Source organism: Runella sp. CRIBMP, assembly GCF_009905605.1.
Classification (GTDB): Bacteria; Bacteroidota; Bacteroidia; order Cytophagales; family Spirosomataceae; genus Runella.
Map to the genome: position 1 here is coordinate 1 of NZ_JAAAKZ010000004.1, position 25,983 is coordinate 25,983.

Below are 25,983 nucleotides of genomic sequence, written 5' to 3' on the forward strand. Positions count from 1 at the left end.
AACTTGTCAAGTGGCAGCTACCAAGTCAAAATCTTGACAGCTTCATTACCCGCAGGTTGCACCATTTCAACCCAGAAAGATTTGGGTGGTGATGATACCAAAGACTCCGACATCGACCCCACCACGGGCTTATCGCCAGTGATTGTGATAGATGCTTTAGGTACAGGCATTGCCAAAGACAACATGACTGTTGACGCGGCATTGTACTCGCCCAAGGGCAGTATCGGTGACTACGTCTGGAAAGATGCCGACAACAACGGCGTGCAAGATGCCACCGAAGCGCCAGTAGCAGGTGTGATTGTTCAATTGTTGCAAGGCACCACCGTCGTAGCAACCGACACCACTGACGCCTCAGGACTTTACTTGTTCTCGAACTTATCAAGTGGCAGCTACCAAGTCAAAATCTTGACAGCTTCATTACCCGCAGGTTGCACCATTTCAACCCAGAAAGATTTGGGTGGTGATGACACCAAAGACTCAGACATCGACCCCACCACGGGCTTATCGCCAGTGATTGTGATAGATGCTTTAGGTACAGGCATTGCCAAAGACAACCTCACCGTGGATGCGGCTTTGTACTCGCCCAAGGGCAGTATCGGTGACTACGTCTGGAAAGATGCCGACAACGACGGCGTACAGGATGCCACCGAAGCGCCAGTAGCAGGTGTGATTGTTCAATTGTTGCAAGGCACCACCGTCGTAGCAACCGACACCACTGATGCCTCAGGACTGTACTTGTTCTCGAACTTGTCAAGTGGCAGCTACCAAGTCAAAATCTTGACAGCTTCATTACCCGCAGGTTGCACCATTTCAACCCAGAAAGATTTGGGAGGCGATGATACCAAAGACTCCGACTTTGACCCCACCACGGGCTTGTCACCAGTGATTGTGATAGATGCACTCGGCACAGGCATTGCCAAAGACAACATGACTGTTGACGCGGCATTGTACTCACCTTGTGTCAAACCCGATGCAGGTCCCGACCAAACGTTGGTCTGCGCAACGACCGCTCCTTCTACCGCCAACTTGGTAGATGCCGCCACAGGCCAAAAATGGAAAGTACTTTCGGTACAACCCAACACGACGGTCACTGTGACGACCCCCGCAGGCGATGTTATGGGTATGACGGCCCCTGGTACGTACCGATTTGTGCTCCAAACACAGTCTGATTCATTGGCCTGCCGCGATACCGTCAGCATCATTGTCCCTGATTGTAGCTGCCCACAAGTCAATATTCTGACGCCCAATGCCACTGTTTGTAAGGATAGCTTGTTTCCAACCCTGAGCATCGCGCTCTTGGGTAGCAACACCCAAGGCGTAAGCGCGGCTTGGTATGCCAATGCCACAGGTGGTAGCTCTTTGGGCACTGGATTGAGCTTCAAACCCGCAGGCACAGCCTCGGTGACCGATACATTCTACGTGGCCTTGACGGGGGCAAGTGCCAACTGTTTGGCCCTGCCACGTACCCCAGTGATTGTGACGGTACAAAACTGTAGTGTAGAAATAGATTTGGCCTTGAAGAAGTCGATTAATATCAAGATTGCTCAAATCGGCGATGAACTCACCTACACCATTAAGGTTTTCAATCAGTTGAACGTGCCCGCAACGGGGGTAGAAGTGACCGATTCGATAGCGGCGACGGTGCAGTTTGTCGCGGGTAGTTTTGTGGCGAGTCGTGGCAGTGCAACGATTGTGGGTAATGTGATTAAGTGGAACATTGGAGGCATTGCGGCCAACGCGGGGGCCAACGGCGACACAGTCACGCTGACCTACAAGGTGAAGGCCACGCAAGAAGGCGTTCATTTCAACACGGCCGAGATCAGCAAGACCAACGAGAAAGACGTGGACTCTACACCAGGAGATGGCAAACTAGGAGAGGATGACATCGAAAGTCAGTGTTTTACGGTTCCGTTCAAGCTGTGCCCAACTGAAAAAGTGGAGGTCAATGTCCCAGCGTTTTTAACCAATGTGCAATGGTTTAAAGATGGAGGAACAGCCCCGATTGCCGCTGGCAGCACCGTATTATTGACCGAATTAGGAACGTATACTTACACGGCCTCCAATCAGATATGCCCTGCCAATGGCTGTTGCCCGATCATCATTGAGCCGGGTGTCAATTGCTGTCCCGAAGATTTGTGCATTCCGTTTACCATCCAGAAAGTTAAAAAGAAGTAAGAAGAAGGTAATTACGGCTTTAGTATATTCGTAGAGAAATCACTGTGGGGCATTTCCCGCAGTGATTTCTCATTTTCAGCCGTATATTTGTTCCTCAATTTTATGGAAGTATGTTAAAAACCATTGTAAAAATTAGTAATGTTACCAACCTGTCCGATGCCCGCTATTGCGCAGGGATGGGGGTTGAGATGCTTGGATTTTCGATTGATGAAACAAGTGATACCTACGTTGACTTAAAGCGTTTTCAAGATATTCGTTCTTGGGTATCAGGGGTTCAAATTGTGGCCGAAACCGACTCACTCGAGGCCGAGACCTTGCTGGAAAGGTTGATTCAGTACCAACCCGATGCCATTCAAGTGAGCCATGCCGAATTGTTGCCTTGGCTTAAAAGTGAAACAAGTAAGCCACTTATCCTCCGAATAGAAGCCGATCAGGATGCCGACACGATTGAAGAAATCATGACCAATCATACGGCCTACGCGACGTATTTTTTGCTCGAGTCAAGTTCAGACACCGCGTTAGACGGCGATTGGCCCTCATTTTTGAACACCTTGGCCGCTCGTTTTTCCATTTTATTGGGCTTTGGAGTCACCGTCGACAATGCAGATTTTCTCCTTGATGACGTAAACATTGCGGGCATTGCCCTGCGCGGAAGCGACGAAATTCGTCCTGGTTATAAAGAATTCGGGGAATTAATGGATGTGCTGGAAGCATTAGAGGAGGAATAACCCACTGGCGGGTAGTCTAAGTATTGTCCGTTTTTTACCCCAATGCGTGGGATTTCATTTCATAGTTTTGTGATGTTAATCAATCAAAACTATGAAAAATTCCTCCTTCACACGTCGCGAGCTGATGCATCTTTTGGGAACAGGAACCGTCGGCTCACTCATTTCTCATACAACATCACAGGCTTATTCGCTACCAAACGACGGGGTTAAACCCATTTATGTTTCGAAGGGAAACGGTGACAAAATACGCGTTGGAGGAAATGCGATGACTTTAAAACTTTCAAAAACGCAGACTGGCGGGGGTTTGTCTTTCTTTGAAAATACGCTAGCTGCTGGCTTTTTGGGCGCTCCACCGCATTTTCACCAAACCTTCGATGAAATTTGTTATGTACTCGAAGGGACCGTTCACGTCTTGGTGGGAGAAGAAGTATTTGAGCTAAATGTGGGCGATTTACATTTGCGTCCGCGTGGTATAATGCACACCTTTTGGAACTCTGGAACCCAGCCCGCGCGATGTTTAGAACTGAGTGTACCAGGTGGGCATGAGGCCTATTTGAAAGAAATTAGCGCATTACTGAGCAAAGCTACTCCTCCCAAGCCCCGTGATTTTGCCGAGTTTGAAAAAAAATACGACATCGTTTATCAAATGGATAAACTGCCCGAAATAATGCAAAAGTATCACGTACATTTGTAAAAAAGCTGCGTATGTTTATCCGCTTTTACCCGCCTACGCCCGCCTTACGCCCTTATATTCAGAGGTATATGGTGATGCACGTTCAAACTGGAGAATCGGTACGGCCCATCGTAAAGCCTTTTCCCGCGAGCCCCGAGCAGTGTTTATTTTTCTACGCAAGGGATGAAGTCAGGAGTTATAAAAACCAAAATGAGCAAACCGTTTTTTCGTCTGCTTCCATCATAGTAGGGCCTCAGGTGACGCGGGTCAATCTGCTGCTCTATCCTAATCACCTTACGGTAGCTGTTTTTTTTCAGTCTGGCGGACTCCATGCATTGCTTGGCGGAATGCCGATGACTGAAGCTTTTGATTTTTCGATTGATAGCACCTTAATTTGGCCCACCGAAATGCGCGAGCTGAACGAGCAGTTGGCACTTACTGATAATTACGATCTAATGGTGGCGCTGGTAGAGGGGTTTTTGGTGAGGCAATACGCCCGAAATCATTTGAGGACCGAACCGATTGATAAGGTGTTTCGACTCATGCTTGACCCTCTTCACGCGCCTTCGATTGATCAATTGGCGGATGTCGCCTGCTTAAGTACTCGGCAATTTCGGCGTAAATTTTATGAAAAAATGGGCTTGAGCCCCAAAGTATTTGCCCGCATTGTGCGATTTAACAAGGCCTTTCGTCTCAAAGAAAAAAATCCTCATCTGGATTGGTTGGATGTAATTTGCCTGACTGGTTACCACGATTTTCATCACTTATTGAGGGACTTTAAGGAATTTGCCCACACTACGCCCACCCTATTATTGGAAGATGAACATCGGCACGATATACGGCTTTACTCCTCCACTGGAATAAAGTAAAAAAAAGGCTCTCTGCGGCGAAACAGAGAGCATAGATACTAATAAAAAAAACACAGGTAAAGTGCTGAATATAAACCCCTAAAGGAGTTGTTAATTCAGGTGGGTGTACAGCAATTCGCTAGGAGTTCTAACTTTTTTGAGTTTTGCCAACCAGTCGTTTGCTTCATCGCGGTAGCCTAAAGCTAGGATGGCGGTGCTTTTCAATCCTTTGTCTTTTAAGCCCAAAAGCTCGTCCAGTGCTGCAGCATTGAAACCTTCCATCGGGGTTGCATCTACTTTTTGTTCGGCCGCTGCCAGCATCGCAATGCTCAAGGCAATGGCTGATTGTTTGGCGGTATGTGCAAAATTTTGTTCGGGTGTTTGGGTCGTGGTCATCGCAATCAACCGCGTACGGTAGGCATCCGTGGCGGTGTCTGGTAAGCCCCTTTCGGCGTTTGAAAAAGCAAAGAAATTATTGATGCGTTGCTCGGTATATTTATCCCAAGCGGCAAAAACCAACAAATGCGAAGCATCCGTGATTTGGCTTTGGTCAAAGGCGATGGGCCGAATTTTTTCTTTCAATTCCTGATTTGTAATGACCAAAATCTCGTAAGGTTGCAAACCCGACGATGAGGGCGACAGGCGTATAGCTTCCAGTATATAGTCAATTTTTTCCTGGGGAATTTTCTCTCCCGTCATTTTCTTAGTGGCATAGCGCCACTGCAAATTTTCAAGCAAGCTCATATCTGTAAATACATTAATTGTAATTGTATATATTACAATTACCTACTTAAAATCGTTCATTTATTGATTGAAATGAATATATTATGCTGGTAAACATTTGTATATCAATAATTTAGTGTGTACGTAATTTTGGTATATTAATAAATCAGGGTATAAAAAAAGCGGCCCATGAATCCAAGGGCCGCCAAGTTTATTTTGATTTTGTGTTACTGTAACAAGACATCAAGCAATGGCGTAAAAGTGCTGCCGAGTGGGTTGACGGTGATTCCTGGTCCTGAATTTTGCCATGAAAATACCCGGCCATCTTTCATCGTGGCCACAAAACGTACCCGAATACGGTCGTTGGCACGCAAGTTGGCGGTCGCAAATCCCGTTTTGTTCAGTAACTCACTCACCGAGATTTGCTCTTTTCCGTTGAGTGCCGTGATGGATTTTACCATTACTCCGTGAGGGGCGCTTGTGGTCGCCGCAGGCGTAACGACGGTTCCTCTGACATGGCTGACGTATGCATCAACTTTCTCAATTTCAACCGCGTTTTGGCTTTTGGTGGTAAAACTCATGGAAGCCGAAGCCACACCTGTCAACGGTACGGTAATAGTGTTGACATTGGCAGCGGTAACGGCGGTGGGTAGTGGGTCGGGCAATGCCACGAAATGGGCACCGTTTTTAATTTCAGGAATAGGGCTTTTCTGCTCGCAGCCAAAAAAAGCGACGGCCAGTAATGCGCCAACAAAGGATATTTTTACGCTATTTTTCATATTTTTTTTCATTATTGATTAACAAATTAAGACCTCACTTTTCAAGAGATAACTACTTTTGCCAGAACACTTTATCGTTGGCTACCACGCGTTGTGCGGGTGCGTTGGGGTTCAGTTGCAGCTCTCCGGGAGTGGGGTATGGGTACGATTGCGGATAGCCCCGGTTGACGTTGGTAAAGGCGATGCCGTCGGTGTTGGGGTCATAAATTTTTGGAAAACCCGTCCGACGAATATCGTTGTACGATTCAAGCGCAAAACCAAAATTGGAAATCCACTTTTCGGTCATGATAAGCTCCAATTTACCGCTGTCGTTAGCCGCGTCGTACTTCACCAACACCGCATCTACGTATTCTTTGATGGCGGCCGCCGTGATGGCAGGCGCTCCGCCCCGGGCGGCGGCGGCGTTGACTTCGGCAAATGCCGCGTTGATGGCATCGCTGAAAAGCTGTTTGGCATTTCCAGTACTCACCCCCGTTTGGGCCAGCTCGGCTCGGGTAAATAGGTGCGAGTGATACGGCAAGATACGTTGGGGCCCGTCGCCGCGCGCGGAAGCTCCGCTTACCCCAGCGGCGCTCACGCCATTTCCGTCGTCAAAACGCCCGCCACAGTAGTAAAGCCCAATGATTGCGATGGAAGAAGATTGGTCAAATCCTTGGTTGGGCCCTTGCGACGAAAAGTAAATGGAAACAAAGTTGCCGTTGCGATATTCTACCGCGTTTTGGGCGTTGGGACGCGCTGCCGAAAGTTGATTGAAATAATAATACGGAATCCGGGGGTCTTGAATGCCCGTTAAAATGGGGTTGAGCATACTCGTTCCGAGCAAGATTTCGTGAAAATACGGGCTGATGTAATTGTCACGCCCCGTGGTGGTGATGTTGTAATCTTCCCTAAACGCAGGGTGACGGTTGTCGGGGGCGCTTGAGGTGCCGTAGTTCAGCGAAAAATTCCCGCCGGGCTTCATTAAGTCATCTTCTGCAATCAGCGCATTGACGGGCGCACTTACATTTTGTACCAACCGAACTTGGTTGTATAGTTTTAGTTTTAAAGATTTGGCAAACTGCCGCCAACGCACCAAATTGCCCGCGTAAATCAAATCATCGGTACGAGGGCTGAGTGCCGACGCTTTGGCGAGGTTGGCAATTCCTTCATCAATCAGGGTAAAGAGCTGCGGATAAATATCCTGCCCCTTATCAAACTTCGGAAATTGAATTTTGGCCGCCGTACTGGCTTCCGTAAACGGCACATCCCCCCACACATCGACCATGTAACTAAACGCCAGTGCTTTCATGATTTGGGCCACCCCAGCGTAGGTAAATTGTTGATTGGCAGTGGCTTGGTCAGACAGTACATTCAGGTTTTGGATGGCGCGGTAGAGGTTAGCCCATGCCTGCGTTCCCGCAAAATCCTGCCCAGTGATGGCATATTGGTCATTGGTACTGCGTTGGGTTACCTGATGCACAAAAACCCCAGCAGGGTTGGACAATCCGGGAGGCCCTGACCCAATCGAATTGACGATGTCCAATTGTGCATTGGTCAGCAACTGGGCCGTCGAGACTGCCGAAGGGTTGTTGGGGTCGGTGTTGATGTCGAGATTACAGGCGTTCAGGAGCAGCATGGCCACCGTCAGCACGGCATATTTTATATAATTATTTATTCGGTTCATTGTGTTGCAGAATTAAGTGATGTAGTCATTTACCTTGGTCCGTTTTACAGAATTTTGGATTTACGATTGCATTGTCCGTATTCCGTTTAGAATGTAACGCTCAAATTGACCCCGAAACGCCGCACGGACGGAGCCGAGAAAAAGTCAATTCCTTGGGTATTGGTGTTTCCAAACGTGTTGACTTCAGGGTCAAAGTTGGCGTGTTTGGGGAAGTGGGGCGCAAAATACCACAGGTTGCGGCCGCTCAATGTGAGGCTCACGGCGCCAAATGGCGTTTTGGTCAACAACGTTTTTGGCAAAGAATATCCCAAGGTGATTTCGCGTAAGCGGACCACGGATGCATCCCACACCGAGAATTCATTGGGGCCGTTGATGGCCAATGCACCGCCCGCCGCCTGAAACCACAGGTTGTTTTCCATTACCTGAATGTTGTTGGGGATGGGTTGTCCGTCGCCGCCGAGCAGTGGTTTGAGGGTATTGGCATCGCCCAATACGCCAGCCACTACTTTGGGCACTTCGCGGTCTTCGGTGTCTTGTGTTACCCCGCGGCCCAGCAAAAACTGGTTTGTCCACGAGTACAGGTCGCCGCCGTGGCGATAATCGACCACGCCGCTGAGGGTAAATCCTTTGTATTTCAAGGTGTTGGTTACTGCCAAAATAAATTTAGGATTGGGATTGGCAATGATTTTCTGTTGGATGTCAGGAATGGTCAGGCCCGTATTTGGATTGATGAGGGCGTTGCCGTTTTCGTCGCGGGCCACGGCGGTTCCCCGCAATACCCCAAACCACTCGCCGGGGCGAACCACGGGAATCGGGTTGTTGGTAAAAATATTACGCAATGTCACTTCTTCGACGCCGTCGGCCAGTGATTCTACGATGTTTTTATTTTGGGTGTAAGCTGCGAAAATATCCCATTTGAAACTATTGGCGAGTTGAATTGGAACCAAGGTAATCCCCGCTTCAATGCCTGAGTTGCGAATCGAGCCGAAGTTGGTCACAAAAGAAGTGTAACCCGACGACTGCGGCAACGAACGACGGGCGATAATATCGGTACTGAGGCGATTGTAGTACGTAAAGTCAATCACGGCCCTACCGCCAAAAAACTCAAGGTTGGTTCCGAGTTCAATCTCTTTCGTAAATTCAGGTTTTAGGTTGGGATCAAAGGCCGAAGAAGCCACCGATGCACCAGGCTGACCGTTGAAAGGATAATCATTGTAGCGTGTAGAACCCGTTTGTCCTGAGCTTTCTCCGAAATTGATTCTGAACGTATTGAGCGTTTGGTAAGGGTCGGCATCGCGGCCTACTTTGGCGTAACCCACTCGCAGTTTGGCGCTGGTCAAGGCTTTCGATTTGATATTAAACGCCTCGGTCAAAATGAAGGAAGCACTGCCCGAATAGTAAAAATAACTGCGGTTGGAGGCTGGCAGGGTAGACGACCAGTCATTGCGGCCCGTGAGGTTTAAGAATAAGTAATTTTTGTACCCCAAGGTCATGTCGGTAAAGGCCGCGTACATCCGGCGCTTATTGATGCCCGTATTTCCAGTATTGGGCGTTACGGTACTGACGTTGGTTATCAAATCAATGCCTCGGGTGACAATGCCTAGCCCGTTTACGCTCGTTTGGTCGCTGCCGCGTTGGTTGTAGTTGGCGCCCACAATGGCCCGTAGATTTATGTCCGATGTCAGGTTTTGAGTAAGATTAAACAGCAGGTTGTGGTCTTGTTCTTGAAATTCAATGGCGTCAAACTGCATACTTCCCACTCCCTGAGCGCCCGACAGCGAACCCGCCGAAATACGCTGAAAACGGTTGTCGTTGTAGCTGTTGAAACCTCCTTTATAGGTCACGTTCAACCAATTGGTTATGTCGTACAAAATGCTGCCATTCAGGGCAATACGGTTTACTTTGCTCGTAAAAATGCTGTTGTTGACTGACCAATACGGGTTGTCGGCCTGCCCAAACGGGAAGAAAAAGACGCCATTGCCAAACGGGTCTTCGTAGGGCAGCTGGTCGAGTGGCCAGTTACGAGGTTGTTGAAACATCCGCGCTAGGGGAGAAGTGCCGTCGCCCCCAAAAAGCGGGCTGTTCTGAAGGGTGTTGGTATAAGCTAAGTTGGCTCCGACGATAAAGCCGTTGTCGAGGGTGGTATTTCCGCCCACGCTGATGTTGGTTCGTTCAAAACCCGACCCTGGGAAAAAGCTCTGCTGGTCGGTACGCGAAATCACCGATGTGATGCTGGCTTTGGGGCCGCCACCCGTGATACTGACCGAGTTTTCGTAGACACTCCCCGTGCGAAAGAAATTTTTCACGTTGTCGGGATATGCTTGATACGCCACGTTTCCGCCAGGGCGCAGGCCGTATTGTGCAGCCAGTGCAGGGTAGTTGGTGGTGTAGGTGTTGTAGCCAACCCAAATTGGAATGGAGTCGACGGGGGCGGTAGAATTGGCCCAACCGCCTGCCGCGTTGTAGGTGCGGCCTAGGCCGAATGCGGGCCCCCAGGTGCCGTTGGCATTGGCGTAGACCTGCTGCGAACCCGAGCCATATTTGTTTTGGAAATCAGGATAGCTCGCGATTTTCTCGGCCGAGTATGACGTATTGTACGTAATTTCTAATCCTTTTTTTGACAGCTTGTTGGTGCCCGATTTGGTCGTGATTACAATCACCCCGTTGGCGGCGCGGGTTCCGTACAGGGCGGCGGCGGCGGCTCCTTTCAAGACCGTCATAGAGGCGATGTTGTTAGGGTCAAGGTCGGCAATGCGGCTAGAAAAGGCCGCACCGTTGTCACGGAAATTGCCGCTTTCGTTCAGGTCGTTGTTGTACGGAATGCCATCCACCACAAAAAGGGGTTGGTTACTTCCAAAAAAAGAGTTGGCTCCCCGAATGGTAATCCGGGACGAGCTCCCCGCTGCCCCTCCTGAGCCGTTGATGTTGACCCCTGGAATCTTGCCCTGCATGGCTTTCAATACATCAGGTTCTGATTTCTGCACCAACTTGTCGGCCGAGAGGCGCTCCACCGAATAGCCCAGAGATTTGTTGCTGCGCTCAATCCCGACGGCTGTTACTACCACTTCGGTCAATTGCTTGACATCGTCGCTTAGAATAACGTTAATGGTGGTTTGGGCCCCAACGGCCACTTCTTTGGAGGAATAACCGATAAAGCTGAACACTAGCGTGGCGTTGTTGGGAACCTGGATTTGGAAGGTTCCGTCGGAGTTGGTGGTGCTGCCCGTGGCAGAGCCTTTAATAACGACGTTAACGCCTGGTAGTGGGGTTGCGTCGGAGGCGGCGGTCACTTTGCCCGAAACGGTGCGATTTTGGGCATGGCCGTGGATGACACTCAAGAAAACCCCAAGCATCAGGAACAATAAACTTTTTTTCATAAATGAATTGAAGATTTGGTTTTTTAAATCTGTTGTGAACAACCTTTTACGATTGCTGACAACAAAGTTCTCCAATTCAATTTTGTTAAAAATCACCCATTTATAGGGGTTTATCAGTGGCGATGTTACCTAAATATGAAATTGGATTTTGCCCAAAAAAGGCGAATATTTTAAGCATGGAGCAGAATTGCACCTTTGGGGAAAGACGCTTGCTGACCAAAAAATAAAATATTCTACCGTCATATCCCTCATTTACGGTTACCCCTATTGTTAGGGAGGGGAAAAAACATAAAGAAAGCCTAACAGCCAAAATGCAGATACATCAAGCTCCAAAAACTACTTTTGCTTTGAAAATAACGGGCTAAAAATGGCGCAATTAGGGTGATTTGCCGCATGATTTTTTTCAGGAGCTTTGTCCCATCAATCAACAATGACTTTCTACTGCAAATAGTATGAAGTACACATTTGCAGGTATTCATAGATAAAAGATTCTCATACGATTTAGTTTAGGTTAAGAATTATAGCCGCAGGACCTTGTCTTGCGGCTATTTACTTTTTATCCCCTGGGTCAATAAAGGCTGAAAGTAAAATAGTACGATAAAAGACTTTTATTTTCATAAACCTTTAGCATACTGAAAATGAACAAAATAGATGTAAACCGCCGGGAAACCATGAAAATGCTGGGCCTCGGTGGCTCTGCCGGACTCCTTGGACTGTTCGGTGGTGTATCCAATGCCCAAGCACGGGAAGAAAAAGGTACGCCGTCGTACGCCAAAGCGATGAAACCCGTCAAAATCACGAGCGTAAGGGCCATCGCTACGGCCCCCCAAGGCTCCAATCTCATTGTTGTAAAAGTTGAAACTTCGGAGCCGGGCCTTTATGGTTTGGGTTGTGCTACCTTTACCCAGCGCGCGGCTACTGTGAGTGTGGCCATCAATACCTACCTCAATGAGTTTTGTGTAGGAAAAGACGTCGACAATATTGAAGACATGTGGCAGGCCGCTTATGTGAGTTCGTATTGGCGCAACGGCCCCGTGTTAAACAACGCCCTCAGTGGTTTGGACCAAGCCCTTTGGGACATCAAAGGCAAACGCGCCGGAATGCCGCTTTATCAATTGCTCGGTGGTAAAGTTCGTTTTGCCATTCCATGCTATACACATGCCAACGGCAACACCCCTGAGGCCACGGTGGAGAGCGTAAAAAGCATCATGGAGCGCGGTTTTAAGTACATCCGAATCCAGCAGGGCGGCTACGGCGCCGTGGGTAGTACCGAACAAAAACCTGATTTTAAAGCGGCAGGTTTTGGCGGAGAAACCGACAACTACATGAATGAGCGCACGTACCTGAAATCTATCCCTAAACTGTTTGAAACCGTGCGGAAAGGTTGCGGCGACGACATTGAACTGCTGCACGATATACACGAGCGGGTGCAGCCGATGGATGCCATCAACATGATTAAAAAATTGGAAGATTATCGCCCATTTTTTATTGAAGACCCTTTTTCTCCCGAAAACATGAAGTGGTTTAAGCAACTTAGGGCCAGTACTTCGGTGCCGATTGCGATGGGTGAGTTATTTAATAATATTAATGAATTTGTGGAACCAATGGTTAACCAGTGGTTTGACTACATTCGCATCCACGTCTCCCAAATCGGGGGAATTACGCCCGCCATGAAGGTGGCGAGGCTGGGTGAATGGTTCAATATCAAAACGGCTTGGCACGGCCCGGGAGACGTGTCGCCCGTGGGACACTCGGCACACGCTCACATTGATTTGGCGGTTTGGAATTTTGGAATTCAGGAAGCCGTCTCTTTCAACGAAAAAACGCTGTCGGTTTTTTCGGGTTGCCCAACCATGAAAGACGGGTATATGTCGGTCAACGAAGTACCAGGTATCGGGGTGGATATCAACGAAAAAGAAGCCGCCAAATATCCCATCACCACCAAATCTAACTGGCAGGTAAGGAAGTTTGACGGAACCATCATCCGACCGTAGGGGTAGGGTTTACCCCTGTCCAAAGAAGGCAGTAACCTGAGTCGTAAATTGTAAATTTTTCGTGTCTGATTACGTTTGCCCTTTTTTATCTCCCTTCCATCCAAACCTTGCTACTTCATGCAACGAAGAAACTTTATAAAAACGGCGGTGTTAGGCTCAACTGCGCTGGCGGTTGGATTGCCATTGTACGAAGCAGAGGCCGCTTCCAAGCTAAAAATCACTAAGATTCGCTACTATACAGCGCCCGGCTATAACAAACCCCTTTTTAATCAAGCCCGGGGCATTGTTGAGATAGAAACCGACGGCGGCATCATCGGCATTGGCGAAGGCGGCTCCAAAGATATGATTGAGCAATGCGCTCAGATGCTGATTGGCGAAGACCCGTTCCGTATTGAGCACCTCTGGCAGTATCTTTATCGCGGTATGTTTTATCCCCCCGGCCGCGAAAAACTCCACGGACTAGGCGCATTGGAAATGGCCCTTTGGGATATAAAAGGCAAGGCCCTAAACGTGCCCGTTTATGAACTGTTGGGCGGCGCTACCCGCGATTACATCGAATGTTACGCTACGGGGTTTCGTGCCTCCAAAGCCACAACGGAGGAAGGCCGAGCGCAAGACTGCATCGCAGCGGGGCTGCGGGCGTATCGGATTGGTCCCACGGGCGGAAATGGCACCGAGCCTTTTGATTTTTACGAAAACGTCAAAAAAACCATTGACTTCTGCAAGCGAATCGACACAGCCGTGGGTGGGGGCGGTAAGTGGGCCATTGACCTGCATACCCGTTTTGACATGACCGACGGCCTTAAGATTTGTACGGCCTTGGAAAATCTCGAACCCTATTTTGTCGAAGACATCGTGCGTTCTGAAAATCCTGGGGTGTATAAAACCGTACGCGCCATGACCAAAGTGCCGATTGCGGTGGGAGAACAATTTGGGGACCGTTGGGATACCAATGAACTGATTGAAAATCGGCAGATTGACTACACCCGCTTTACCCTTCCCAACACGGGTGGTATCAGTGAATTTAAGAAATTGGCCGCGATATGCGAAACGCATTATGTGGGTATGATTCCGCATTTTACGGGGCCTTTGTCCACAGCTGCCCTCGTGCACGTGTTGGGGGCGAGTAGCCCCATGCGTTGCTTGATGGAACTCGGCGGGGGCGAACCCGAACGTCCGCCTTATTTCAACGAAGATTTTATTAACTTCAAAAATGGTAAACTGTACCTCAACGACAGCCCTGGTTTGGGCGTGAAGTTTGACCCCAAAAAAGCTACCTTTGTGATGGAAATAAAAGAAAAAACCAAGTTTCCACACCCTATTTTAAAGGCTCCCGACGGTTCTATTCATAATTGGTAGTTGATATGAAGCATACATTTTTACCCCTGATGCTGTTGGTAATCGGATGGACAGGTTTTATTGCCTCCGCAGATTTTCCTACGGCCAAAATTTCCAATGGCCTGATTGAGGCCGAACTATACCTGCCCGATGCCCAGCGAGGGTATTATCAGGGAACCCGCTTTGATTGGTCGGGTGTGATGCCTCGGCTAGAGTACAAGGGTCACAGTTATTTTGGTATTTGGAATCCCGCCCCTTACGACCCCAAATTGCACGATGCCATAGCAGGCCCCGTGGAAGAATTTGTGGCCGTAGGGATGAATGAAGCACCCGTTGGCGGAGAATTTCTGAAAATCGGCGTAGGAACGCTCATCAAACCCGATGCTAAACCCTACTCTTTTTTGACGCCCTATACCCTCAAAAATGGCGGAAAATGGACGGTGAAAACATTTAAAGACAAAGTGGAATTTACGCATGAGTTGACTGATGCCGCGGGCTATGGGTATCTATATCGTAAAACCGTAAAACTCACCAAAGGAAAGGCGGAATTGGTTTTGGAACACAGCCTGAAAAATACGGGTACAAAACCCATCGAAACTCAAACCTACAATCATAATTTCTTCATGATTGACAATGAGCCGACAGGCCCAAATATGCAAACCCTTTTTCCGTATGAAATCAGCGCCGAAGGTAAAGGATTTGGTACAGTGGTGAAAGCAGAAAATCGGATGCTCGTCTTCACCAAAGAAGTACCGCCGGGCGAGAATGTATTTAGCAGTGGCGTAAAGGGATTTGACGCGACGCCCGAAGATTACGACATCCTGATTCAAAACCTGAAAACGGGTGCAAGTGTACAAATTAAGGGAGATAAACCTCTGGAAAAATTGGTATACTGGGCCTGTCATACCACTTCTTGCCCAGAGCCTTACATCAAGCTGTCGGTGAAGCCGCAGGAGGAAGTAAAGTGGAAAATTAATTATGTGTTTATTGCACGCTAAGTTAAAATCACGCAGTGGCGCAACGTAGCAAATGTTTTAATGCTTAACTCTTTGCTTCTCTGAGACTTTGCGTGATTTTTAACTCTGCTTAATGCTGGAAAACCAACGTGTTATTGGTAAAAAAGACAAATATGAAGTATTGGAAACACGCTTTGGGTGGTTTTTTTGCCTTACTGATTTGCGGAGCTGCGTTTCAGCTAACAACTGATAACAACATCGACTGGCCCAAATACGGAGGCAATAGCGCGGGAAGTAGGTACGCGGAGTTGACCCAAATAAATGCGGAAAATGTCAATAAATTGCAACTGGTGTGGTCGTACGATACGGGCGAGAACAACAATCCCGACGGTAAAGGCAATGATATTCAATGTCAGCCAATTGTGGTCAATGGTATTCTTTACGGGACCACCCCGCGTTTGAAATTGTTTGCTGCCGATGCGGCTACGGGCAAAGAATTGTGGAAATATGACCCTTTTTCCAATCCAAAAGTAAAGCCCAATTTTCATCCCGTCAGAGGGGTAGTATACTGGGAAGAGGGTGCTGATAAAAGAATCCTATATTCCGTCGGCGCTAAGCTGATGGCGGTCAATGCTTTGACGGGAGCGTTGATAACTGATTTCGGTGAAAATGGCTTGGTTGACCTCCACGCTGGGCTCGGCGACCAGCAAACGCTGGGCTACGACGTCAACATTTTTACCATTCGTTCCACAACGCCTGGTGTCATTTTTAAAAATTTGCTCATCATGGGTTCGTCGGTTTCGGAAGGCGGCGACGCACTCCCTGGCAATATTCGGGCGTTTGATGTGCGCACTGGCAAATTGGCGTGGGTATTCCGGACTATTCCGTTGCCGGGAGAATACGGCTATGAAACCTGGTCGAAAGATTCGTATAAGAAACTCGGCGGGGCCAACTGCTGGGCAGGTATGGTTTTGGACGACAAACGCGGCACGGTGTTTTTGGGAACGGGTTCGCCTTCGGTTGATTTTTACGGCGGCGCGCGCAAAGGCACCAATCTGTTTGCCAACTGCGTTATTGCCCTCAATGCCGAAACGGGCAAACGCCTCTGGCATTTTCAAACGGTTCACCATGATTTGTGGGATCGCGATATTCCCTGTCCGCCCAACCTGATTACGGTGATGCACAAAGGCCCCGACGGTCGCTCCCGAAAAGTGGATGCCGTAGCGCAGGCCACGAAAGACGGTCTTATTTTTGTTTTTGACCGCGACACTGGTAAGCCGCTTTTTCCCATCAAAGAAGTGCCCGTGCCCAAAGTTGCGGCGCTGCCCGGCGAAGCTCCTTGGCCCACTCAGCCCGTTCCCGTAAAACCTGCGCCCTTTGCCAATCAGACATTTACCAAAGCAGATTTGACCAATATTTCTCCAGCATCAGCGGCGTATGCGCAATCGGTTTTTGAAAAAAGTAGAGGAGGATTGAAAAACCTTCCACCGAGCACGACCGAAACCCTTTATTACGGCATCGGGGGTGGCGCTGAGTGGGGAGGCAGTGCGGTTGACCCCAACGGAATAATGTACGTTAATGCCAATAATATGCTTTGGTTGTTGAAAATGCAGGCCACCAATCCCCCAAAAACCACGAAAGCATTGACCAAAGGCGAGAAATTGTTTACCACTAACTGTGCCGTTTGTCATGCAATGGATGCCAAAAATACCGCCCTTGCGACTACGCAGGCGTATCCCAATTTGCAGGATGTGGGCAAAAAACTTACCCGTCAACAAATCCATACACTCCTCGAAACGGGCCGGGGCAGAATGCCGTCTTTTCAGCACCTTACCAAGCCCGACCGGGAAGCCATTGTTCACTTTTTGCTGAAAACAGAAATCCCGACGAAGGCCGATGATATTCATCGGGTAACGACGATTGAGAACAAAACTGGGCGGGATTTTCCGTATACGCCATTGTACCAAAATAAGGGATTTCGTCAGTTTAGGGACGCCGACAACTACCCAGCCATCAAACCGCCTTGGGGCACGCTGAATGCCGTGGATTTGAACACGGGGGAATATCTTTGGAAAGTTCCGTTGGGAGAATACCCCGAATTGGCAAAAAAAGGCATTCGGAACACGGGTACCGAAAACCACGGTGGCCCCCTCGTAACGGCGGGTGGTCTGCTTTTTATCGCGGCCACTTACGACGAAAAACTGCGGGCTTTTGATACAAAAACGGGAAAAGTGGTGTGGGAATATACCTTGCCAGCAGGGGGCTTTGCCACGCCGATTACGTATCAGGTCAAGGGAAAACAATACATTGCCATCGCGGCGGGGGGCACCCGGTATGACTTAAAACCCGGCGGCAAATACGTGGCGTTTGCCTTGCCTTGATTACAATCACTATTCACAAATTCACTGTTAATTTTTATGAGTAAAACTGCATTTTCGTGGGAATTATTTAACAAAGCGCCCATCGTTGGCATCGTTCGGGGATTGTCGTTGGAAGAAGTAAAACAAATTTTGCCACTGTACCGGGAAGCGGGTTTGACCACCATCGAAATCACGATGAACACTCCCGATGCCGAGAAAATTATTGAGTATGCCGTTGAAAATGAACAATATGGCCTGAACATCGGTGCAGGAACGGTGTGCACAAAAGATGATTTGAAGAAGGCTCTGGAGGCAGGCGCGCAGTTTATTGTGACGCCAATTCTGGATAAAAAAGTAGTCAAGGCCTGCGTCAAAAAAGAGATACCCATTTTTCCGGGGGCGTTTACGCCTTCCGAGATTTTTAAAGCATGGAGTTTAGGTGCGAGCATGGTGAAGGTGTTTCCAGCTACGCAAATGGGGCCGTCGTACATCAAGGAATTGAAAGCGCCCCTCAATCAACTCAAATTGCTCCCCACGGGGGGCGTGAGCTTGGACAATATCGCTGAGTTTTTAAAAGCGGGTGCCGACGGTGTAGGAATGGGGGGGCAATTGTTGGATAAAAAGTTGATTCAAGAAAAAGATTGGCAAAAGCTCAAACTACATTTTTCACAATTTATTAAACAACTTCCCCGCCGATGAGCGCCCCTAAAATAAAAAACTACCGTTGGTTGATTGTGGTTTTGCTCTTTACCGCCACCACAATCAACTACTTAGACCGGCAGATTATTGGGTTGTTGAAGCCTATTTTAGAAAAAGAATTTGCGTGGTCAGAGACCGACTATGCGCGTATCATTATGGCCTTTACGGCGGCGTATGCCATTGGGTTGTTGGCATTGGGCTGGTTGATCGATAAAATCGGGACAAAGCATGGCTACTCCATCACCATTGTATTTTGGAGTATAGCGGGGATGCTTCATGCACTGGCCCGCAGTGCCTTCGGTTTCGGCGTGGCCCGGGTGGGATTAGGCTTAGGTGAAGGCGGCAACTATCCAGCGGCGGTGAAAACGGTGGCGGAATGGTTTCCCAAAAAAGAACGCGCGTTGGCTACTGGGCTTTTCAATGCGGGTACTAGCGTGGGCGTAGTGGTAGCCCTGATTCTTGTACCGTGGATTTTGACGACCTACGGCTGGCAGGAAGTTTTTTGGATTACGGGGGCGCTTGGTTTTGTGTGGTTGATTTTTTGGCTTATCTATTACGATATTCCAGCCAAACAAAAACGCCTGACCACGGAAGAGTACGAATACATCGTCAACGGTCAGGAAAAGGAAGAACAGCACACCAGCGAGAAAGCCAGTGTTAATTGGATGAAATTGTTTTCTTTCCCCCAGACGTGGGCTTATATTACAGGCAAGGGCTTAATTGACCCGATTTATTGGTTCTTTCTGTTTTGGTTGCCGTCTTATTTTGCTTCCACTTTTAACCTTGACCTCAAAAAACCGAGTTTGGAATTGATGCTTATTTATACCGCCACCACCGTGGGAAGTATCAGCGGTGGCTGGTTTTCGTCGCAACTCATCAAGCGTGGTTGGCCCGTCATCAAAGCCCGAAAAATGGTCATTTTGGTGATTGCGGTTCTTGAATTGTCCGTCATTTTTATTCAGTTTGCCCCCAATGTCTGGGTAGCGGTTGGGTTGATTAGCTTTGCGGTGGCGTTGCATCAGGCATGGGCTACCAATGTATTTACGTTACCGTCCGACATGTTTCCAAAACAAGCCGTGAGTTCCATTGTGGGCATCGGCGGAATGGCGGGCGCGTTGGGCGGGATTCTTTTTCCGATGCTGATTGGTAGTCTGTTGGATACCTACAAAGCTGCTGGAAACCTCGCGGGCGGGTACAATATCATCTTTACCATTTGCGGTTGTACTTACCTGATTGCGTGGGGTATCATTCATTTGCTGACCCGTAAATCCAAAATGCTGGAATTGACGGAGTTGGAGTAGAAGGGTCGCAGGCGCTCGCGTCTCGCGACGGGGTGGCCCGAGCCGTGATGGTTATTGTTAGGCCTCTGGCCGTGAAATTTGATAATATTCGACCAACGAACAGAGCCCTCACTCCCCCCGTACAAACGCTACATTTCGTTGTATTCCTTCCAACTTGGTGCGTTTGACGGCGGAGTGGCGGAATATTTCCTGAAATACTTCCTGCGTGATTTCTTCCCAATCGCGGTTGGTAAATTCGGCTAACTCGGGATGCAGATTGAACTCGGGTGTTTGGTGCGGTTTGGAAAAACGATTCCACGGACACACATCTTGACAAATATCACAACCAAAAATCCAATTCTCAAATGTCCCCTTTACTTCTGTGGGGATAGACTCTTTGAGTTCAATCGTAAAGTAACTGATACAGCGGCTACCGTCGACCACGTACGGCTCCACGATGGCGTCGGTAGGGCAGGCATCCACGCAGCGCGTACAAGTGCCGCAATAGTCTTTTACGGGCCCGTCGGGCCACAAATCAAGGTCACAGATGATTTCACCGATGAAGAAAAAACTACCCATGTCGCGGTTGAGTAAATTTGAGTGTTTCCCTACCCAACCTAAACCACTTTTGGCCGCCCAAACTTTGTCCATTACGGGAGCTGAATCCACAAAAATACGCCCGTTGATTTCGCCAATTTCTTCCTGCAACTGCGCCACCAACTCCTTCATTTTGTCTTTTAGTACAAAATGATAATCGGTTCCGTAGGCGTATTTGGAGAGTTTTAGGTCATTTTCTCCTTCGGGTAGGCGCTGTTGGGGGTAATAATTGAGCAATACCGAAATAACCGACTTGGCACCCTCGACCAGTTTGCGCGGGTCGAGGCGTTTGTCAAAGTGGTTGGCCATGTAGTGCATTTGTCCGTGGCGGTGCTGATTGAGCCAATGCTCTAGCCGAGGGGCTTCTTCTTCCAAAAAAGTGGCCGTCGATATGCCGCAAAAATCAAAACCTAGCTCGGTGGCTTTTGCTTTGATGCGTTGACTTCGCTGCTGCCTGACAAAATCGTCGGTGGTCATGGAGAAAAAGTTTATAACAGAACTTAAATGCCAAACAATGTGCGTTCAGCCGTCAGGCAAAGTTATGTAATCAAGGCCAAGTTTTGTTAATTTGTGGTTAGTACAAAACCTATTTCCTATTCAATGAGACCGTTTGCCTTTTTATTACCTGCGTTTATCGCGCTGCCACTTTTCGTATTTTCGCAGGAAGAGCCTGAAAAACACCCGATTGATGTCGCGTTAGACAACTGCATGGACAAAAATCCTTCCACGCAGGGCATGGTGGGTTGTTTGGATGCCGCCTACAAAAAATGGGACGCCGAACTCAACAAAAACTATAAAGCCCTGACAAGCCAACTGAACGCAACTCAGAAAGCCGCCTTGCTCGCTGCCCAACGCAAGTGGATTGAGTACCGCGATTTAGAGTTTAAGATGCAAACATCCGTTTATGCCACCATGCAAGGCACGATGTATCAACCCATGGCCATCAACGACCGCATGGAAGTGGTAAAGAAACGTGCCTTAGATTTGAAAAACTATCTGGATTTACTGGAAATAAAGTAAAACATTTCTTTCGATAACACCCCAAACATCTATTCATCATGAAACTATTAACCACCTTATTAGCAGGAATTTTAACGCTTTCGTTAAGCGTACAGGCGCAAAAATCGGACGAAGAATTGCGCCAATTGGCCGATAAAATTGCCCACAAATATATCCTCACCGATGGCCATGTCGATTTGCCTTATCGGCTCAAAATCAAAAACTTTAGGCTCGAACGCCAATATTTAGGTATTCCTATCAGCACCACTGAGGGCGATTTTGACTACGAGCGGGCCAAAAAAGGTGGACTTTCGGCACCGTTTATGTCGGTTTATATTCCGTCGTCGTACCAGCAAACGGGTGGTGCCAAACAGTTGGCTGATACACTCATCACGATGGTGAAGGGCATCGCCAAGGCGCATCCCGACAAGTTTGCCGTGGCTACAACCCCCCAACAAGTGGATGCTAATTTCAAGAAAGGCATCATTTCGTTTCCGATGGGGATGGAAAACGGCGCCCCATTGGAAAAACTCTCCGACGTGGCGTATTTTCGCCAGCAGGGTATCAGCTACGTGACGCTCACGCACGGAAAAGACAACCTGATATGTGATTCTTCCTACGACAGTACCTTCACCCACAAGGGTTTAAGTGCCTATGGCAGGGAGGTTGTAAAAGAGATGAACCGCGTTGGCATCATGGTCGATGTATCGCATATTTCCGACGACGCATTTTATCAGGCCGTGGAGCTTTCAACCGTTCCCGTGATTGCGTCGCACTCATCGTGTCGTTATTTTACACCGACTTTTAAGCGGAATATGTCTGACGATATGATCAAGCTATTGGGTAAAAAAGGCGGCGTGATTCAGATCAATTTCGGTTCCAGCTTTTTGGATGAAAACTACCGTCAACAAGCGGAAGTATTGCAGGGGAAATTTATGAAAATACTGAAAGACAAAGGTTTGAAATTCGCCGACCCCGCCGCGCAAGACTTGTTGAAGCAATTCCAAAAAGAAAATCCCGTGTTGTTTGCCGACGTTGAAACCGTAGCCAATCACATCGATCACGTGGTGAAACTAACGGGCAGTACACAGCACGTCGGTATCGGCTCTGACTTTGACGGCGTGGGCGACAGCCTGCCAACGGGCCTGAAAGATGTGTCGCAGTATCCTAACCTGATTTATGTATTGCTCAAACGAGGCTATTCCGAAAGCGACATTGCCAACATCATGTACAAAAACGTATGGCGTGTGTGGTCAAAAACCGTGGCCAATGCCAAAATATAGTTGAACGACTTATAACTACAAAAAGCGCTGGTTGACCCGTTTTGTAAAATTCGTGTCAATCAGCGCTTTTGTTTATCAAACTTGGCCGCGTTCCTCTTGTCGCTCCGTTAAGACAGAACGAGCAAAGAAAGAAGGGTTAATCCGCTTAAGATAAAGAGGATGCCCGCGATTTGTTTTTTAATTGAAGTTGTCATAGCTGTATGAATTTTTGTGTAAAACTAACAGGGTGCAAAACAGCTTTCCAATGAAATGGGTTGAACCGTTGAAAAATGTAAATAAATGGTTCAATTTGGAGGCTAAGCCGTTGTTAGTTCAAAGACGCAATCCTCAATTAAAAGGTTGGTAAGGGTTGAGATTTTTATTTTGAGGATTGTTTATGCCAAAAATCAATGGCAAAAACACCCCTAAATCCCGTAACTTTGCCCCATGCGAATTAGTAACGAAATAACCGAGCGAATCAAACAAGCCGCCGACATTGTGGAAGTGGTGGGGGATTTTGTGTCTTTGAAAAAAAGAGGGTCCAACTACACTGCCTGTTGTCCGTTTCACAACGAAAAATCACCTTCGTTTAACGTTAATCCCGTTCGTCAGATTTATAAGTGCTTTGGCTGCGGAGCCGCGGGTGATTCCATCAAGTTTGTGATGGACATTGAGGGTATAAGCTACGGCGAAGCCTTGCGGCATTTGGCCCAAAAATACAATATTGAGGTCGAGGAAGAACAGCAAACCCCCGAGGAAGTGCTGCGCCAAAATGAACGCGACAGTCTCTACATCGTCCTGAATTTTGCCCAAAAATACTACCAAAATCTGCTCATGGAGCACGAAGAAGGGCAGTCTATCGGGTTAAGCTATTTTCGGAATCGTGGTTTCAACGACCCCACTATCAAGTCGTTTGGACTTGGCTATAGTCTTACCGACTGGGACGGACTGACCAAAGAGGCCGCCAAAAAAGGCTATAATCCTGAATTGCTCGAAAAGGCGGGCTTGGCCCTGCATAAAGAAGCCGACCCCCAATCCAACCGCGCCACGCGCTACTACGACCGTTTCAGGGGACGGGTGATTTTTCCGATTCATAATGTTTCAGGCAAGGTGATTGCCTTTGGCGCACGGATTCTTTCGGCCGACAAGAGCCAACCCAAATACATCAACTCTCCCGAAACCGACGTCTACCACAAAAGCAAAATCCTGTATGGCATCTATCAGGCCAAAAACGCCATCCGGCAGGAAGACGTTTGCTATTTGGTAGAAGGCTACACCGATGTAATTTCGCTGCACCAGGCGGGTATTCAAAACGTGGCGGCATCTTCGGGTACATCGCTGACGGAAGAGCAAATCAAGCTGATTGCGCGTTTTACCAATAATATTACGATTCTTTACGATGGCGATGCCGCGGGTATCAAAGCGGCCCTGCGCGGACTTGATATGGTGCTTGAAGAAGGGCTGAATGTAAGCCTCGTGACCTTGCCCGATGGCGAAGACCCCGACAGCTACGTGTATAAAGTGGGAGCAGAGGGCTTCAAAAAACACGTTCAGCAGGCTACGAAAGACTTTATTACCTTCAAAACCGAAATGCTTTTGAAGGATGCAGGCGATAATCCGTTTAAGCGAGCCGAAGCCATCAATGAAATTGTGACGAGTATTACCAAAATTTCGGACCCGATAAAGCGCCAGATTTTCTTCAAACGCACCGCCGATTTGATGAAAATGGACGAGCAAACGCTCATTTCGGAAGGCAATAAACACCTGCGCCGGCGGGAAGATAAAGCTGCCGAAAAGCCCGCGCAGTCCAAGCCGAAAGACCGCTTTAGAGAACGGCCACAGGAGCCTGCGGATATCCACTTTTCGGATAATTTTATCGAAGAAGAATTCGGAATCTTGGTGGAAGACTCTGTTCCCAATTCCGTGCCCGATGTAGCACCTAGGCACGAACCGCCTACGGATTTGTTCAAGCAAAGACTGTATTTTCAGGAACAGGCATTTGTCAAATTGCTGATTTTGCACGGACAAACGGAGCTGGAGACAGGCATTTCGCTGTGTCGGTATTTACTCCATGAGATTGGGGAAATATCATTTGAAAATCAGCTGTTTGACTTGGTCCTAAATATCTTCCGTCAGCGGTTCGGTTTGGGAGAAATTCCTTCGACCGATTATTTTCTTTCGCACATCGACCCTGATATACAGCGTTTTTCAATTGACTTATGCACCAGTAAGCACCATTTGAGCGAGAATTGGGAAAAGCACGATATTGTAGTTCCGACCGACGAAGAGCTTCTCCACGAAATCGCCTTTAAAAAAATCCTTCGCCTTAAAATGGCATATTCGGCCACTAAGATGAAGGATTTATTAAATCAGATGGGAAAAATAACGGGGAACTCTGACGAAGAATTTGCCCAAATTATGGAAGTCCAACGTCAGTATAAATTTTACAAAAATATCAACGACTTGGCCGCCAAAGAACTCGGTACGGTGGTGCCGGGGTATTAGCTTTTTCTTATGAACGCATGATTAAATCGTAGGCCGTTTCGAGCAATTCTTCTTTGTCCAACAAACTCAAAGACAGCGGCAACTGCGCCAATCCGATGAGTCGACGCATGATTTCAACGCCCGTAAATTGGTCGACCAATTGCGGGTTTTTGATTTCTCCGTAGGCCTGATACACCTTGCGGATGGTTCCTTCGGGTTGTTTGGCCATCATGAGGTGGGCCGTCATCACGCCCAAATCAAATTCAGGGCATCCATAAAAACAAAATTCAGGGTCGATGACTTTGAGGCCATACGTGGTTTTGAGCCAGCTACCTGGGTAAAAATCTCCGTGCAACAAACAGCGTCCGTCTGAGAGGTACACCATGCCCAATTCCCTGACTTTTTGTTTCAATTTTGTGTCGATTTTGTAGCCCATCGAAATCATTTGTAGCCCGCTAGAGATGGTGTCAAGGTCGAAGCCGTTGTTTTCTATCAGTGGATAATTAAAAATGTGTTCGTGGTTCAGCCCCCGCATCTCACGGTTGGCAAAAGACTCATCAATCGTTTCTTGCCACGTGAGGCGGTGGAGCATGGCGAGATAATGCGCCAAGGCTTCCGCTTCGGTCATGGAGAGCTGTTGGTTAGGTTGGTACAAAAAAGTATAGTCGCTCGCGGTGCCTAAGTCTTCCAATACCAGAATATTGGCATCGATATCTATGCCAATCAATTGAGGCATAAATTCGTTGATACTGGCAAAGGGTTGAATCTTTTCATAAAACCGTCCTTCGGTCACAGCGCGGTTGGCAGGTGCGGCGATTTGTGGATATTTTTCCACGTACGGCCGAGACTGTTTTATGATGAGCGTACGGTCGTGAGTGCGTACCCGCAAGGTATAATTCATGTTTCCTTCGCCGGGTTTTTCTAAAATCAATACTTGCTCGTGTTGTTTGAGCCAATTCTTACTTTTCAGATAGTCTTCGAGGAGGTGTGGTTGAGTGATGTCTAAGTGCATATTGAGGAATGAATAGGATTCGTGCTGAATGTTTTG

At 48.1% G+C, this 25,983-nt stretch carries 19 protein-coding genes; 13 read left to right on the forward strand and 6 right to left on the reverse strand.

The genetic code is table 11. From position 1 onward, the window contains the following. From GVN20_RS13410 to GVN20_RS13425, 4 genes are all read left to right on the forward strand, one after another. The coding region (locus GVN20_RS13410) for an SdrD B-like domain-containing protein (protein WP_206023266.1) at window positions 1-2,175 on the forward strand (2,175 nt) is incomplete at its 5' end. A gap of 110 nt (window positions 2,176-2,285) precedes the next feature. Further along, entirely contained in the window at window positions 2,286-2,903 is a 618-nt protein-coding gene (locus GVN20_RS13415) for an N-(5'-phosphoribosyl)anthranilate isomerase (RefSeq protein WP_166558828.1), read from the forward strand. A 91-nt stretch (window positions 2,904-2,994) separates the two neighbouring features. Continuing rightward, window positions 2,995-3,597: a cupin domain-containing protein gene (locus GVN20_RS13420; protein ID WP_166558829.1), complete on the forward strand. Its 603-nt coding sequence runs from the start codon at window positions 2,995-2,997 to the stop codon at window positions 3,595-3,597. Between the two features lie 11 nt (window positions 3,598-3,608). Further along, window positions 3,609-4,445 (forward strand): helix-turn-helix domain-containing protein, encoded by an 837-nt coding sequence (locus GVN20_RS13425; protein ID WP_166558830.1) that lies wholly within the window; start codon window positions 3,609-3,611, stop codon window positions 4,443-4,445. A 90-nt stretch (window positions 4,446-4,535) separates the two neighbouring features. Here GVN20_RS13425 and GVN20_RS13430 read toward each other — a convergent pair whose 3' ends face one another. From GVN20_RS13430 to GVN20_RS13445, 4 genes are all read right to left on the reverse strand, one after another. Continuing rightward, window positions 4,536-5,168, reverse strand: a complete 633-nt coding sequence (locus GVN20_RS13430) for an NAD(P)H-dependent oxidoreductase (RefSeq protein WP_166558831.1) — start codon at window positions 5,166-5,168, stop codon at window positions 4,536-4,538. 206 nt (window positions 5,169-5,374) lie between these two features. Then, the gene (locus GVN20_RS13435; protein WP_166558832.1) at window positions 5,375-5,926 is read right to left on the reverse strand and encodes a hypothetical protein; all 552 of its coding nucleotides are present in this window, start codon (window positions 5,924-5,926) and stop codon (window positions 5,375-5,377) included. A gap of 52 nt (window positions 5,927-5,978) precedes the next feature. After that, entirely contained in the window at window positions 5,979-7,589 is a 1,611-nt protein-coding gene (locus GVN20_RS13440) for a SusD/RagB family nutrient-binding outer membrane lipoprotein (RefSeq protein ID WP_166558833.1), read from the reverse strand. Window positions 7,590-7,675: 86 nt separating this feature from the next. Continuing rightward, window positions 7,676-10,966, reverse strand: a complete 3,291-nt coding sequence (locus GVN20_RS13445; RefSeq protein ID WP_166558834.1) for a SusC/RagA family TonB-linked outer membrane protein — start codon at window positions 10,964-10,966, stop codon at window positions 7,676-7,678. Between the two features lie 638 nt (window positions 10,967-11,604). Here GVN20_RS13445 and GVN20_RS13450 point away from each other — a divergent pair. The 6 genes from GVN20_RS13450 to GVN20_RS13475 all read left to right on the forward strand — a co-directional run bounded on the left by GVN20_RS13450 (window position 11,605) and on the right by GVN20_RS13475 (window position 19,614). Beyond that, entirely contained in the window at window positions 11,605-12,960 is a 1,356-nt protein-coding gene (locus GVN20_RS13450) for an enolase C-terminal domain-like protein (RefSeq protein ID WP_166558835.1), read from the forward strand. 117 nt (window positions 12,961-13,077) lie between these two features. After that, window positions 13,078-14,319 carry a mandelate racemase/muconate lactonizing enzyme family protein gene (locus tag GVN20_RS13455; RefSeq protein WP_166558836.1) on the forward strand — a complete coding sequence of 414 codons (1,242 nt, stop codon included), beginning with the start codon at window positions 13,078-13,080 and terminating at the stop codon, window positions 14,317-14,319. 5 nt (window positions 14,320-14,324) lie between these two features. Beyond that, the gene (locus GVN20_RS13460; RefSeq protein ID WP_166558837.1) at window positions 14,325-15,296 is read left to right on the forward strand and encodes a hypothetical protein; all 972 of its coding nucleotides are present in this window, start codon (window positions 14,325-14,327) and stop codon (window positions 15,294-15,296) included. A gap of 131 nt (window positions 15,297-15,427) precedes the next feature. Beyond that, window positions 15,428-17,635 (forward strand): PQQ-binding-like beta-propeller repeat protein, encoded by a 2,208-nt coding sequence (locus GVN20_RS13465; protein WP_166558838.1) that lies wholly within the window; start codon window positions 15,428-15,430, stop codon window positions 17,633-17,635. A 36-nt stretch (window positions 17,636-17,671) separates the two neighbouring features. Continuing rightward, on the forward strand, window positions 17,672-18,313 hold the full coding sequence (locus tag GVN20_RS13470) for a bifunctional 4-hydroxy-2-oxoglutarate aldolase/2-dehydro-3-deoxy-phosphogluconate aldolase (protein WP_166558839.1): 642 nt from the start codon (window positions 17,672-17,674) through the stop codon (window positions 18,311-18,313). Further along, window positions 18,310-19,614 carry an MFS transporter gene (locus GVN20_RS13475; RefSeq protein ID WP_166558840.1) on the forward strand — a complete coding sequence of 435 codons (1,305 nt, stop codon included), beginning with the start codon at window positions 18,310-18,312 and terminating at the stop codon, window positions 19,612-19,614. The genes GVN20_RS13470 and GVN20_RS13475 overlap by 4 nt, the downstream gene beginning before the upstream one ends. A 108-nt stretch (window positions 19,615-19,722) precedes the next feature. On the opposite strand, the gene queG is transcribed toward GVN20_RS13475, so the two are convergent. After that, window positions 19,723-20,667 carry a tRNA epoxyqueuosine(34) reductase QueG gene (gene queG / locus GVN20_RS13480; RefSeq protein WP_166558841.1) on the reverse strand — a complete coding sequence of 315 codons (945 nt, stop codon included), beginning with the start codon at window positions 20,665-20,667 and terminating at the stop codon, window positions 19,723-19,725. 123 nt (window positions 20,668-20,790) lie between these two features. Between queG and GVN20_RS13485 the strand changes: the two genes are divergently transcribed. The 3 genes from GVN20_RS13485 to dnaG all read left to right on the forward strand — a co-directional run bounded on the left by GVN20_RS13485 (window position 20,791) and on the right by dnaG (window position 24,956). Further along, window positions 20,791-21,210, forward strand: a complete 420-nt coding sequence (locus tag GVN20_RS13485) for a lysozyme inhibitor LprI family protein (protein ID WP_166558842.1) — start codon at window positions 20,791-20,793, stop codon at window positions 21,208-21,210. 38 nt (window positions 21,211-21,248) lie between these two features. Next, window positions 21,249-22,472 carry a dipeptidase gene (locus GVN20_RS13490; protein WP_166558843.1) on the forward strand — a complete coding sequence of 408 codons (1,224 nt, stop codon included), beginning with the start codon at window positions 21,249-21,251 and terminating at the stop codon, window positions 22,470-22,472. 426 nt (window positions 22,473-22,898) lie between these two features. Further along, complete coding sequence (dnaG, locus tag GVN20_RS13495; RefSeq protein WP_166558844.1) at window positions 22,899-24,956, forward strand: DNA primase; 2,058 nt, start codon at window positions 22,899-22,901, stop codon at window positions 24,954-24,956. Between the two features lie 7 nt (window positions 24,957-24,963). Here dnaG and GVN20_RS13500 read toward each other — a convergent pair whose 3' ends face one another. After that, window positions 24,964-25,947 (reverse strand): phosphotransferase, encoded by a 984-nt coding sequence (locus GVN20_RS13500; protein ID WP_166558845.1) that lies wholly within the window; start codon window positions 25,945-25,947, stop codon window positions 24,964-24,966. Window positions 25,948-25,983: the final 36 nt, after the last annotated feature.